At 51.6% G+C, this 11,795-nt stretch carries 12 protein-coding genes and 1 pseudogene; 1 reads left to right on the forward strand and 12 read right to left on the reverse strand.

The window, feature by feature from the left end:
- Positions 1 to 11: 11 nt before the first annotated feature.
- From AB4H76_RS12770 to pspA, 10 genes are all read right to left on the reverse strand, one after another.
- Positions 12 to 1,064 carry a zinc-dependent alcohol dehydrogenase gene (locus AB4H76_RS12770; protein WP_000737347.1) on the reverse strand — a complete coding sequence of 351 codons (1,053 nt, stop codon included), beginning with the start codon at positions 1,062 to 1,064 and terminating at the stop codon, positions 12 to 14.
- A 30-nt stretch (positions 1,065 to 1,094) separates the two neighbouring features.
- Positions 1,095 to 1,937 carry a carbohydrate ABC transporter permease gene (locus AB4H76_RS12775; RefSeq protein WP_000224659.1) on the reverse strand — a complete coding sequence of 281 codons (843 nt, stop codon included), beginning with the start codon at positions 1,935 to 1,937 and terminating at the stop codon, positions 1,095 to 1,097.
- A complete protein-coding gene (locus tag AB4H76_RS12780; protein ID WP_001080778.1) occupies positions 1,924 to 2,805 on the reverse strand; it encodes a carbohydrate ABC transporter permease in 882 nt (293 codons plus the stop codon). The genes AB4H76_RS12775 and AB4H76_RS12780 overlap by 14 nt, the downstream gene beginning before the upstream one ends.
- A gap of 20 nt (positions 2,806 to 2,825) precedes the next feature.
- The gene (locus AB4H76_RS12785) at positions 2,826 to 4,118 is read right to left on the reverse strand and encodes an ABC transporter substrate-binding protein (RefSeq protein ID WP_000597460.1); all 1,293 of its coding nucleotides are present in this window, start codon (positions 4,116 to 4,118) and stop codon (positions 2,826 to 2,828) included.
- A 13-nt stretch (positions 4,119 to 4,131) separates the two neighbouring features.
- On the reverse strand, positions 4,132 to 5,811 hold the full coding sequence (ycjM, locus tag AB4H76_RS12790; protein ID WP_000810500.1) for a glucosylglycerate phosphorylase: 1,680 nt from the start codon (positions 5,809 to 5,811) through the stop codon (positions 4,132 to 4,134).
- A 212-nt stretch (positions 5,812 to 6,023) separates the two neighbouring features.
- Positions 6,024 to 6,338 (reverse strand): thiosulfate sulfurtransferase PspE, encoded by a 315-nt coding sequence (gene pspE / locus AB4H76_RS12795; RefSeq protein ID WP_000473109.1) that lies wholly within the window; start codon positions 6,336 to 6,338, stop codon positions 6,024 to 6,026.
- Between the two features lie 74 nt (positions 6,339 to 6,412).
- Positions 6,413 to 6,634 carry a phage shock protein PspD gene (gene pspD / locus AB4H76_RS12800; RefSeq protein ID WP_001295585.1) on the reverse strand — a complete coding sequence of 74 codons (222 nt, stop codon included), beginning with the start codon at positions 6,632 to 6,634 and terminating at the stop codon, positions 6,413 to 6,415.
- Positions 6,635 to 6,642: 8 nt separating this feature from the next.
- Positions 6,643 to 7,002, reverse strand: a complete 360-nt coding sequence (pspC, locus tag AB4H76_RS12805) for an envelope stress response membrane protein PspC (RefSeq protein WP_000907387.1) — start codon at positions 7,000 to 7,002, stop codon at positions 6,643 to 6,645.
- Positions 7,002 to 7,226 carry an envelope stress response membrane protein PspB gene (pspB, locus tag AB4H76_RS12810; protein WP_001274963.1) on the reverse strand — a complete coding sequence of 75 codons (225 nt, stop codon included), beginning with the start codon at positions 7,224 to 7,226 and terminating at the stop codon, positions 7,002 to 7,004. The genes pspC and pspB overlap by 1 nt, the downstream gene beginning before the upstream one ends.
- 53 nt (positions 7,227 to 7,279) lie before the next feature.
- Entirely contained in the window at positions 7,280 to 7,948 is a 669-nt protein-coding gene (gene pspA / locus AB4H76_RS12815; protein WP_000511025.1) for a phage shock protein PspA, read from the reverse strand.
- A 166-nt stretch (positions 7,949 to 8,114) separates the two neighbouring features.
- On the opposite strand from pspA, the gene pspF reads away from it, so the two are divergent.
- The gene (pspF, locus tag AB4H76_RS12820; RefSeq protein ID WP_000852835.1) at positions 8,115 to 9,092 is read left to right on the forward strand and encodes a phage shock protein operon transcriptional activator; all 978 of its coding nucleotides are present in this window, start codon (positions 8,115 to 8,117) and stop codon (positions 9,090 to 9,092) included.
- A 119-nt stretch (positions 9,093 to 9,211) separates the two neighbouring features.
- Here the strand turns inward: pspF and puuE are convergent.
- Positions 9,212 to 10,477 (reverse strand): annotated as a pseudogene (puuE, locus tag AB4H76_RS12825) (4-aminobutyrate transaminase).
- A 37-nt stretch (positions 10,478 to 10,514) separates the two neighbouring features.
- Positions 10,515 to 11,795, reverse strand: a complete 1,281-nt coding sequence (puuB, locus tag AB4H76_RS12830; protein WP_420062596.1) for a gamma-glutamylputrescine oxidase — start codon at positions 11,793 to 11,795, stop codon at positions 10,515 to 10,517.

An 11,795-nucleotide genomic window follows, 5' to 3' on the forward strand; every position in this document is an offset into this window, starting at 1 on the left:
ATTCCTTTGAATTAAAACGTAACGCCCATTTTGATGCTCTGTTCCGGATGCTGGTCGACATACTGCATATAGCTTTCCGGGCTATTGGCAAAGGTCACCACCGGGTCGATTAAATCTTCGCAATTGAGATAACCGTTCATCAGCAGTTCCCAACAGGTTTCTTCAATACGCTTGCGGCTCCAGCGCGGATAATCCGGGTTCGGTTCGCTGCACGCGCGAGAGAAGACAATTTTGGCGTTATTGAAATGCGCTTCGCGTCCGAGGTTAAAACCTTCGGCAAACGGCTTGGCAAACGCGACATAGGAGATGGTGCCGCCATAAGCCAGACCGCGGAGCGCCGATTGCAGCGCGTCGGCGTAGCCGCTGGTTTCGATAATCACATCGGCACCCTGCTTGCCGGTCAGCGTTTTGATCTCTTTACCTACATCAGTGCCGATGGGGTTAAGGCAGAAATCCGCGCCGTGGCGACGGGCAATATCACAGCGATGGGCGATAGGATCGACGCCAATCACCACAGAAGCGCCAGCGCGTTTAGCCAGTTGGATGGCAATTTGACCGATTGCGCCAAGCCCTACCACCACCACAAAATCCCCTACGCGCACGTTGGCATCGCGCACGCCGCTCATGGCAAACTGCGCCGGGTCGTAGCAGACGGCGTTTTTCCAGGAGCTGCCTTGCGGCATTTTGCGCAGCTTGTAGTTATTCACTGCGTTAATGATGACCGTCTCGGAGAGCGGGCCGTAGCCGCATACGCTGTCGCCCACCGCGTAGTCGGTAACGTCGCTGCCGCACTCGATAATGTCGCCAACCACCATGTTGCCAAGCTGGAATTTGCCAAACTCAATGCCGCGCGGCGCATCTGCCGGACGCGGAGTGAACATCTGCCATTCGCCGTTAAAGTCTTCATCAATAAACGGGCTGGCGGCGCGGAAGTCGACCACTTCCGTTCCGTGTTTCGGTGCGCCGAAACGCACGCGGATCTTCACTTCATTAGCTAAAATCGCCCGATCTTCATACTCAACCAGCGCAGCAACACGCGGTGCTGTGGCTACTAACTTTTTCATTTAAAACTCCTTGTAAAGAAACTGGCCGCTTTAGCCCTTCACGCCACCGGCGGTCAAACCACTCTTAATAAAACGTTCCGAAAGCGCATACATAATCACCACCGGCAATGCGGTCACCAGTGAGGCCGCCATCATCCGTCCCCAGATGTAATCTGGCGTACTGAACAGCGCGTTCAGGCCCACCGGTAAGGTGAAATTGCTGGCGCTGGAGAGGAAAATCGACGCAAACAGATAGTCGTTCCACGCCACCATAAAGCAGTAGACGAACACGGATATCAGCCCGGACATCGCCAACGGCACGGTGATGCGGAAGATAATTTGCAGACGGTTGAGGCCATCCATCATCGCCGCTTCTTCGATCTCATCGGGGATGGTGTCGAAGTAGCTTTTCAGCATAAACACGGCGGTGGGCAGAGTTTGCGTCACCATGGTGATGATCAGCGCCATCTCAGTGTCGTAAATGCCAAGCGCGGTGATGATTTTGAAAAGCGGCACCACCAGCAAAATGCCAGAGAACATATACACCGTGTAAAAGCTGGCGTTGATGGTCATCCGACCTTTAAAGCGCAGGCGGGAAAGCGCGTAAGCCCCAAGAATGCCGAGGAATACCGCCACCACGGATGAAACCACAGACACCACCAGACTGTTACGGAAGTAGTCGACAAACGGGAAAATCATCGGGTTAAAAATGTCGACGTAATGCTCCAGCGTCCACTGCTGCGGCAGCAGCGTAGGATGCAGTGAGATCGCCTCTTTCGCGCCCTTGAACGAGGTCATCAGCATCACAAAAAATGGAAACAGCGTGATGATGAGAAACAGCGCCAGCCCGCAGTAAAAACCGATGCGACTGAGTGTGCGTTTATTTGTTGCCATTGAGGTTCACCCGTTTCCTGGTCAGCAGAATGACAGCGAAAATAATGATGAAGAGCACCACCGAGATCGCCGCCGCTTTTCCTAAATCATTAAAGGCAAAGGCGGTTTTGTAGAGATATACACCGAGAATATCGACCTTGGTCGTCAGCAAATAAACATCCGCGAACATGTAGAACATCCAGATGGTGCGCAGTGTCACCACCGTCGCCAGGACCGGCATAATTGCGGGCAGCGTGACGATACGAAACCGTTGCCAGGCATTAGCGCCATCCATCTCTGCCGCTTCGTACAGCGATTTGTCGATGGTCTGCAAAATCGCCAGAAACGAGATAAAGGCATACGGGAAGTAGCGCCAGATGGCGAACAGCACCACCAGCACAAAGCTACTGCCCGGATTATCGAACCACAGCGGTGCCTGCTCATAGAGATGCAGAAGATCGACGCCGAGGTAGTTAACAATGCCGTAGCCGTTGTTGAACATGTATTTCCAGGCGAACACCAGCGAAATGGACGGCGTTACGTAGGAGAGGATCACCAGCGAACGCGCGGTTTTGCGCAGGCGGAACTCGCGGTTGAAAAACATCGCCACCGCCAGCCCGAGCACGGTGCTGCCCGCCACCACCAGCGCGGTATACCAGACCGTCATCCACAGCGAATGCCAGAAGTCGGGATCGGAGAGGATACGCACATAGTTGCTCACCCCAACAAACGTTGACTCGATGTTGGGATTGAGCGGCAGACGTAAAAAACTGATTTCGATATTCGACACCATCGGCCACGCCACCAGACCGCCCAGCAGTAATAAGCTGGGCGCGAGAAGCAGCAGCGCAAAGGGCATATCGGAACGACCTGAAAAAAGCCTGTTCATTGCGGATTCCTGTCCTGGGTTTAGTGCTGTTCGATCAGTTCATCCAGTTTTTTCTGGCTCGCTTGCAGCGTAGTAGAGAGATCGGCTTTACCCACGGTGACGTTATGCACCATTGAACTCACCACGCCAGAACCCGTCACATCACCCATGCGGGTAAAGTTTTTATCCCCTACTGCGCCAAAAACCTGAATATTTGGCAGTTCACCGATTAGCTGATTCGGTAGTTCACCCAGCGCCTTAATAACGTCGTTGTCTTTCCAGGTGGCGGTAGTCACCACCGCTTTATTCACCGGCAGCGCAGCACCTGGCGACATCATCACCCAGTCGGCAATGTTGTCTGCCTGCTCCATAAAGGTGACAAATTTTTCTGCTGCTTCCGTCTCTTCGGTCTTTTGCCCGGCGGTAATGGTCAGCGAGGTCAACATGCCGTAGACCGCAGAGTTTTTCTCGGTTGGCACCACGAAACCGACGTTTTTCGGGTCGCCTTCTTTAATCACAGCCGGAAGGATATAGGTGGAGTAAATCGCCATCGGCGCGGTGCCGTTCATAAAGGCGTCTTTCACTTCCATGATGTCGTTAGAACCCGGCATAGTGTTGGCAGCAAGGTCGCGGTAATAGGTCAGTGCCTGCATCATCTCTGGTGTATCAAGGGTGATTTTGCCTTCGGCGTTAAAGACGTTAGCCTGGTTGGATAACGCAAACTGGGAGAAGGATTGTTCCGTCAACACGCTTTCTGCTGTAGGCAGCGCAATGCCGTATTTTTTATTCGCCGGGTCATTCAGTTTCTGTGCAACGTCCAGCAGCTGTTGCCAGTTTTTCGGCTCCTCAAGCCCCGCTTTTGCCAGCACATCTTTGCGATACCAGATACCGCCAATCCAGGCGCTGACAGGAACACCGGTCCATGCGCTACCATCTTCGGTACGCACAATACGCAGTACGCCATCGTAAAACGCGCCTTCACCAACGTTGCTGATGACTGTGGCAACCGCTTTGCGATCGATAAGCTGCTCTTTGTCCATCACTTTGGCGTAGTCATGGCTGGTTTCGATCACTTCCGGCAGCGAACCGCTACGTGAAAGAGTAATGACTTTAGTGTTATAGGCATCTTCTTCCACGGGCACTTGCTTAACGGTGATGCCAGGGTTTTCTTTTTCAAAACGGGCAATCAATTTACTGATAACGGCCTGGCGCTCCTGCTCCACCGAAGAATGCATAAATTCGATGGATACATTCGTTTTATTTTCTTCTTTACAGCCTGAAATCAGGGCGCATGAAACCAGTGCTGATAACAGCACGATTTTTGATTTAATCATGAGATGTTCCTTTTTATTTAATCCACATAACCTGCCAGGGGCGCAGCGTTATTTCATTACCCAATATATCAACTTCACTAATCAGATCCCGACCATGCAGATTAGTAATATTTACATGCTGAATATTTTTACTGACATTAAACAATCCAGTCAGACAATTACCATCAGCGTTACTTCTTTGAATACGCATTACGGATGAATTAATCGTATCAATGGTAAAATTATTATCCGGATGAAACTCGTTATGGCTGCGACGAAGTGTAATTAAACGCGACAACTCATGATATACCGCATGCCTTAATGTAGCTTCATCGTTCAGTTCTCGGGTTATCTCTTTACTGTGATATTTTTTACGGTTAATCGCACGGTTATATCCGAGTTTTTCGACACCTGCGTAATCATTACGCGAGCCAAGAATACTTTGAATATATATCGCTGGCACACCGGGGAAACTTAACAAAATCGCATGGGCAAGGATAAACCTGGCGCAACGTTCTTCATCGCTACTCTCACGGCGGCTTAACGCATCCATATAGGTCACATTTATTTCATACGGACTGCGTGTACCGTCGGGATTATTTTTCCAGTTTACTAATGCACCTTCCTGCTGTAACGCCTCGACCAGCTCTAATATTTCGCTTTCAGGCAACAAGCCCCGTAGCGGGTTTAGCCCGATGCCATCGTGAGAGGCGAGGAAGTTAAACCAGGTGGTGTTGCTGGAAGGTAGTGTCAGGTTTTGCGCCCACGCACAAAGCGCCTCAACGTTCTGTTTTTGCACCGCATGCAGCACCAGTGGCGGCAGCGAGAACTGGTACACCATATGTGCTTCGTCATCGCCTGCGCCAAAGTAAGCAATGTTGTCTTTATGCGGAACATTGGTCTCGGTAATGATCACTGTACCTGGCGCAACGTTATCAATAATCGACCGTAACAGTTTGATAATCAGATGTGTTTTTTCCAGATGGATGCAGCTTGTTCCCGGCTCTTTCCACATAAAGCCAACGGCATCCAGGCGGACATACTCAGCACCTTTCGCAAGGTAACAGAGTAAAACATCCACCATCGCCAGCAACACTTCAGGGCTACGGTAATTCAGGTCAATTTGATCGTCACTAAAGGTGGTCCATAAATGGCGCGTTGAATGATCGCGCATCTGGAATGGCGTTAATAACGGTAACGCACGCGGGCGAGTGACGGCGCTGAGATCGGTTTGCGGGTCAACGGCAATAAAAAAATCTTCAAAACCTGGATGCTGTTGTAAATAGTTTTTAAACCATTCACTTTTTGCCGACATATGGTTGCAGACAAAATCAAACATTAAATGACTGCATTCACCGAGTTGCTGAATATCCTGCCACTCCCCCGCTTCACTGGCGACCTGATGATAATCAATTACCGAAAAGCCATCATCAGATGACCATGGATAAAACGGCAACAAATGAACATGTGAAAAAATGCTTTGCAGCCATTGATGGTAAAACTGATTAAATGTGGGTAATGGTTTTAAATCATTGCTGTGAAATTGATCGGCATAGGTAATTAACACGACATCACTTTCATCCCAGTGTTTTTTACGTCGCTGTGTAATTAATCGTTTCGCACTCTCAAGACGCGTTACAAGTTTCTGTAAATGAGTTGCGGTAAATGTTCCACCGTAGATTTCGTCCAGGTAATCCGTAATTTTCTGTTTCATGTTGCCTTTCCGTGGTAGCGGTCCCATGAAACGAGAGACTACTCCGCAGAAAATAAACTGTCAATTGAGCACAAGGGTTTTAGTCACGCAGGAAATCATTTTTTACCAGGGAAAAAGCGTATTTGTGAGCTGACGCAAATAATCTATGGGGATGTAAATAAGGTGTGACAGAAAAAAAAACGGCGCATAAGCGCCGCTCATGGTGAATTCTTTTAACCTTTGACCTTCGGCATTGCGATGTCTTTCAGGCCACCGGCGTTCTCAACGTGGGTATATCCCATCTCGCTAAGGATCTCTTTTGCTTGCCCTGACTGGCGTCCGGCATTGCAATACACTTTCACGGTGTCGTTTTTATCCGGAACGGCGGTGGCAATGCGCTCTTTCACTTCCTTCAGGGGAATATTGATGGCCCCCTGAACGTGCTCTTGCTGATACTGCTCTGGAACACGAACATCGATCCAGTGTTCAGCGGCGAAAACGGGCAGTGAAAACACCAGTGCCAGAGCAAGTAAGCCTTTTTTAAACATGTAAGCGTCCTTCTATGGATGAAAATTGCCATCCATTATACGCCTGAGATTTAACAATTTTTGCGAAACTCCCCTCACCTTTTATAACGCTGTGCCAGTTTATTAGCAGCCCGACTTAACAGCGGTTCCAGCGCCACAGCCAGCAACATTTTCAGCGGTCGGCGAGCAACTGATTTTATCGCCCAGCCCGCCACACCCGCCGGGCCATAGCGCAGTGCGGTAAGAAGTACCAGCTTGCCTGCTAATTTGAAACCAGGCTTTACCTTTTGCCCGGCCTGTTGCCAGCGAGTATTCATAACTTTCCTCACAGTTGACGGAAACGGCTACGTAACGTGAAAGTATCGGAAGTGACATAACGTTCCATCTCGCGTAAACGCGTTTCACTTGCCGCCAGTTCACGGTCGACTTCATCCAGCAATTCGCTGCTGGAAGGTAGCTGCTCACCAAAGGCCATGTTGTCCGGCATTGGATCAAGCGCAAATGACAAAATGATGTAAGCAACCAGGGTAAACAGCGCCAGACCGAAGAAAATCGACAGCACCACCAGGATACGCACCAGTTTTACCGGTACATCAAAATAGTTGGCAATCCCGGCGCAGACGCCGCGGACCATGCCCTGCTGTGGAATACGCCATAATTTTTTATTGAGATTAATGCCCGCCATTAGCGATCCCTCCAGTTCGGATGTTCTGCATCAAGAATAGATTCCAGCGCCTGAATACGTTCGCGCATCCGTTTTGCTTCATCAGCCAGTTGCGCTAATCGCTGCTGCTCACTTTGCGACAATTCACTGCGACCAGAACGATTGCTGTAATGCAGCCATAACCAGATCGGTAAAACAAACAGCACAAAAATGGTTAACGGAATAGCCAGAAATAGCGCGCTCATAAGTACTCCTTAGACGATGAGCGGCGGCGCGTTCGGACGCCGCCTGGATGTTATTATTGATTGTCTTGCTTCATTTTGGCTTTTAATTGTGCCAGTTGTTCGCTGATTGCATCATCGGCTTTCAGTTCGGCAAACTGATCGTCCAGCGATTTTTGTTTACCGAAGCTGTGGCTTTCTGCTTCCGCTTCCATCTGGTCAATACGACGTTCGAAAGATTCGAAACGAGCCATTGCTTCATCCAGTTTGCCACTGTCCAGCTGACGACGCACATCGCGCGACGAGTTTGCCGCCTGATGACGTAACATCAATGCCTGCTGGCGAGCGCGTGTTTCGCTCAATTTGTTTTCCAGCTCGCCAATCTCTTTCTTCATGCGTGCCAGCGTATCGTCCACCAGCGTCACTTCATGTTCCAGGGACTTAATCAGATCGGTCAGTTTCTGTTTTTCAATTAACGCTGCACGTGCCAGATCCTCTCTCTCTTTCAGCAGCGCCAGTTCGGCTTTTTCCTGCCATTCAACCTCACGCGCCGACGCTTGTTCAATACGGCGAGTCAGCTGTTTCTTTTCTGCCAACGCGCGCGCCGAAGTAGAACGTACTTCAACCAGTGTATCTTCCATCTCCTGGATCATCAGACGAACCAGTTTCTGTGGATCTTCCGCTTTCTCTAACAGAGCGTTGATGTTGGCATTCACGATGTCGGCAAAGCGAGAAAAAATACCCATAATGTTGTCCTCTTGATTTCTGCGTTCAGGATTGTCCTGCTGAACTGTTAATACAATTTGCGTGCCAATTTTTTATCTTTTTGATTTATAAAGATCTGATTGAAGAATCAACAGCAACATGCCAGGATGAGTTAGCGAATTACACTAACAAGTGGCGAATTTCATCATGGCAGAATACAAAGATAATTTACTTGGTGAGGCGAACAGCTTTCTCGAAGTGCTGGAACAGGTTTCGCATCTCGCACCGCTGGACAAACCGGTGCTCATCATCGGCGAACGCGGCACCGGTAAAGAGCTGATTGCCAGCCGCCTGCATTATCTCTCCTCCCGTTGGCAAGGGCCGTTTATTTCCCTTAACTGCGCGGCGTTAAATGAAAATCTGCTGGATTCCGAACTGTTTGGTCACGAAGCGGGGGCGTTTACCGGTGCGCAAAAACGTCATCCAGGGAGATTTGAACGTGCCGACGGCGGTACGCTATTTCTTGATGAACTCGCTACGGCACCGATGATGGTGCAGGAGAAATTATTGCGCGTGATTGAGTACGGTGAACTGGAGCGCGTTGGCGGCAGCCAGCCATTGCAGGTGAATGTGCGGTTGGTATGCGCGACGAATGCCGATCTCCCGGCGATGGTCAATGAAGGCACTTTTCGCGCTGACCTGCTCGACCGACTGGCTTTTGATGTTGTACAACTGCCACCACTGCGCGAGCGCGAAAGCGACATAATGTTGATGGCAGAACACTTTGCCATCCAGATGTGTCGGGAAATCAAGCTGCCTCTGTTCCCGGGGTTTACGGAGCGCGCCAGAGAAACATTGCTGAATTATCGTTGGCCGGGAAATATTCGTGAATTGAAAAACGTGGTGGAACGTTCAGTGTATCGCCACGGCACCAGCGATTATCCGCTTGATGACATCATTATTGATCCCTTTAAACGGCGTCCGCCTGAAGACGCTATCGCCGTTTCAGAAACCACCTCGCTTCCAACACTGCCGCTGGATTTACGTGAGTTTCAGATGCAGCAGGAAAAAGAGTTGCTGCAACTCAGTTTGCAACAAGGGAAATATAACCAGAAGCGCGCGGCTGAATTACTGGGGTTAACTTATCATCAGTTCCGCGCGTTGTTGAAAAAGCACCAGATTTAGCGAAGTTGAGCAATACAACTTGCCGGATGCGGCGTGAATGCTTTATTCGGCATACATAATCAATACGTCGTTTGCAGGCCTGATAAGCGCAGCGCATCAGACATTATTGCGTTGGGCTATTAATCGCTCAGCGCATCCTGCAAAATTTTCATTGCCGCATCGAATTGCGCATCCGGGATGGTCAGCGGATACAGGAAGCGAATCACGTTGCCGTATGCGCCACAGGTCAGCAGGAGCAGCCCCTGCGCCAGCGCGCGTTGCTGGATTTTCTATGCAATCGCCGCTGACGGCTCGCCCGTTTGCGGATCGTTAAACTCTACCGCAATCATCGACCCCAGGCCGCGTACCGCAGCAATGGCCGGAACGCTTTCTTTGGCATCAATCAACGTGTTTTTGAGACGCTGGCCCAGTTGATTCGCGCGTTCGCAGAGTGATTCTTTGTCGATAATATTGAGCACCGCGTGCGCGGCAGCCACCGCCAGCGGGTTACCGGCGTAGGTGCCGCCAAGCCCGCCCGGCGCGGGTGCGTCCATAATATTCGCGTTACCGACCACGCCCGAAAGCGGCATCCCGCCCGCGAGGCTTTTCGCCATCGTCATTAAATCCGGCTTATCGGCGTAATGATCCATGGCAAACAGCTTACCGGTACGCGCAAAGCCGCTTTGCACTTCATCAGCAATCATCACAATACCGTGCTCGTCGCACAGGCGGCGAATAGCGGCAACCAGCTCTTTTGGCGCAACGTTGAAACCGCCCTCGCCCTGCACCGGTTCGAAAATAATCGCCGCCACCTGCTTCGCTTCGATGTCTGATTTAAACAAGCGTTCGATGGCGTCGAGGGAGTCCTGTGTTGAAATGCCGTGTAAATCTGACGGATAAGGTACGTGATACACCGAACCAGGGAACGGGCCGAAGCCGATTTTGTACGGCGCAACTTTTCCGGTCAGCGCCATGGTCATATACGTACGACCGTGAAAGCCGCCGCTAAACGCAATCACGCCAGGGCGTCCGGTATGGGCGCGAGCAATTTTCACCGCGTTTTCCACCGCTTCCGCACCGGTGGTGAAGAACGCGGTTTTGGCCTGCCCGCTCACCGGGGCAAGGGCGTTGATTTTCTCCGCCAGGGTGACGTAGCTTTCATACGGCACAATCTGATACGCGGTGTGGGTAAACTGTTGCAGTTGCTGCTCCACCGCCGCGACCAGATCAGGGTGGCGATGTCCGGTATTCAGCACCGCAATGCCTGCGGCGAAATCGATGTACTCGTTGCCCTCAACATCCTTCAGCGTGGCGTTTTCAGCCGACTGGGCGAAGAAGTTACACATCACGCCAACCCCGCGCGGGGTGGCAGAAAGACGACGCTGATGGAATTCATTGTTGCTCATGTTTCACACCTTTTGACTCTTCACGGTTAATCGGAAATTAAACGCCCAGACGATCGCGCAGGCTGTAATACGCCGCGCCCATCGCGGTAAACGGCACACGCAGCGTGCGCCCGCCGGGGAACGGGTAATGCGGCAGATTGGCGAAGGCATCGAAACGTTCGGCGTCGCCGCGCAGCAGTTCGGCAATCAAACGTCCGGCTAGATGAGTACAGGTCACGCCGTGGCCGCTGTAGCCCTGCATGTAATAGATGTTGGTATCGAGGCGACCAAACTGCGGCATACGCGACAGGGTCAGCAGGAAGTTGCCCGTCCAGCGATAGTCGATTTTCACGCCCTTCAACTGCGGGAAGGTTTTCAGCAGTTTCGGCACCACAAGACGCTCAACGTCATCCGGGTCGCGCGCGCCATACACTACGCCGCCGCCGTACAGCAGGCGGTTATCGGCGGTAAGACGGTAGTAATCAAGCAGATAATTACAGTCTTCCACGCAGTAGTTTTTCGGGATCAGCGAACGGGCTAAATCTTCCGACAGCCGCTCGGTGGTGATCACCTGCGTACCGCATGGCATGCTGCGTTTCGCCAGCTCCGGCTCCACTTTATCGCCCAGGTACGCATTCCCGGCGACAATCACATACTTCGCCGTCACCTGACCTTTGGCAGTACGCACCACGGCGGGCGTGGTGTGCTGGATCTGCGTGACCGCAGAAAGCTCATACACGCGCCCGCCGTTCAGGCGGATGGCATCGGCTTCACCAATGGCGAGGTTTAGCGGGTGAATATGCCCACCGCTGTGATCCAGCAGCGCACCAGTGTAGCGATCGCTGGCTACTTCACGGCGAATGGCGTTAGCGTCCAGCAGCTCCAGCTGTTTATTGCCGTAGCGTTCCCAGTTCTCTTTCTGCTCTTCGAGTGTGGCGAGCTGTTTATCATTCATCGCCACAAACAGGCCGCCGGGGCGGTAGTCGCAGTCAATCTGATAGCGTTTGATACGTTCGCGGATGATCTCGCCACCCTCGAACATCATGCTGCCGAGCATACGGGCGGTGTCCATGCCGTAGCTTTTTTCGATCACGTCGATGTCGCGTCTGTAGGAGTTCACAAGTTGCCCGCCATTGCGCCCGCTTGCGCCAAAGCCGATGCGTGAGGCTTCGAGAACCACTACGTCAAAGCCCGCTTCCGCCAGATGCAGCGCGGAGGAGAGCCCGGTATAGCCGCCGCCAACCACGCAAACGTCGCAGGTGATTGACTCATTCAGTGTGTCGAATGGTGCATATTTATTCGCACTGGCGGCGTAGTAACTGCTGGTATGTTCGGTCAT

Origin of the sequence: Escherichia sp. UTM R2, assembly GCF_048593455.1 — a bacterium.
GTDB classification, from domain to species: Bacteria; Pseudomonadota; Gammaproteobacteria; order Enterobacterales; family Enterobacteriaceae; genus Escherichia; species Escherichia coli.

What these genes read in the sequence shown, in the direction of transcription:
- AB4H76_RS12770 (WP_000737347.1), bottom strand. Translation starts at nt 1,064, where the DNA reads ATGAAAAAGTTAGTAGCCACAGCACCGCGTGTTGCTGCGCTGGTTGAG.
- AB4H76_RS12775 (WP_000224659.1), bottom strand. Translation starts at nt 1,937, where the DNA reads ATGGCAACAAATAAACGCACACTCAGTCGCATCGGTTTTTACTGCGGG.
- AB4H76_RS12780 (WP_001080778.1), bottom strand. Translation starts at nt 2,805, where the DNA reads ATGAACAGGCTTTTTTCAGGTCGTTCCGATATGCCCTTTGCGCTGCTG.
- AB4H76_RS12785 (WP_000597460.1), bottom strand. Translation starts at nt 4,118, where the DNA reads ATGATTAAATCAAAAATCGTGCTGTTATCAGCACTGGTTTCATGCGCC.
- ycjM (WP_000810500.1), bottom strand. Translation starts at nt 5,811, where the DNA reads ATGAAACAGAAAATTACGGATTACCTGGACGAAATCTACGGTGGAACA.
- pspE (WP_000473109.1), bottom strand. Translation starts at nt 6,338, where the DNA reads ATGTTTAAAAAAGGCTTACTTGCTCTGGCACTGGTGTTTTCACTGCCC.
- pspD (WP_001295585.1), bottom strand. Translation starts at nt 6,634, where the DNA reads ATGAATACTCGCTGGCAACAGGCCGGGCAAAAGGTAAAGCCTGGTTTC.
- pspC (WP_000907387.1), bottom strand. Translation starts at nt 7,002, where the DNA reads ATGGCGGGCATTAATCTCAATAAAAAATTATGGCGTATTCCACAGCAG.
- pspB (WP_001274963.1), bottom strand. Translation starts at nt 7,226, where the DNA reads ATGAGCGCGCTATTTCTGGCTATTCCGTTAACCATTTTTGTGCTGTTT.
- pspA (WP_000511025.1), bottom strand. Translation starts at nt 7,948, where the DNA reads ATGGGTATTTTTTCTCGCTTTGCCGACATCGTGAATGCCAACATCAAC.
- pspF (WP_000852835.1), top strand. Translation starts at nt 8,115, where the DNA reads ATGGCAGAATACAAAGATAATTTACTTGGTGAGGCGAACAGCTTTCTC.
- puuB (WP_420062596.1), bottom strand. Translation starts at nt 11,795, where the DNA reads ATGACCGAACATACCAGCAGTTACTACGCCGCCAGTGCGAATAAATAT.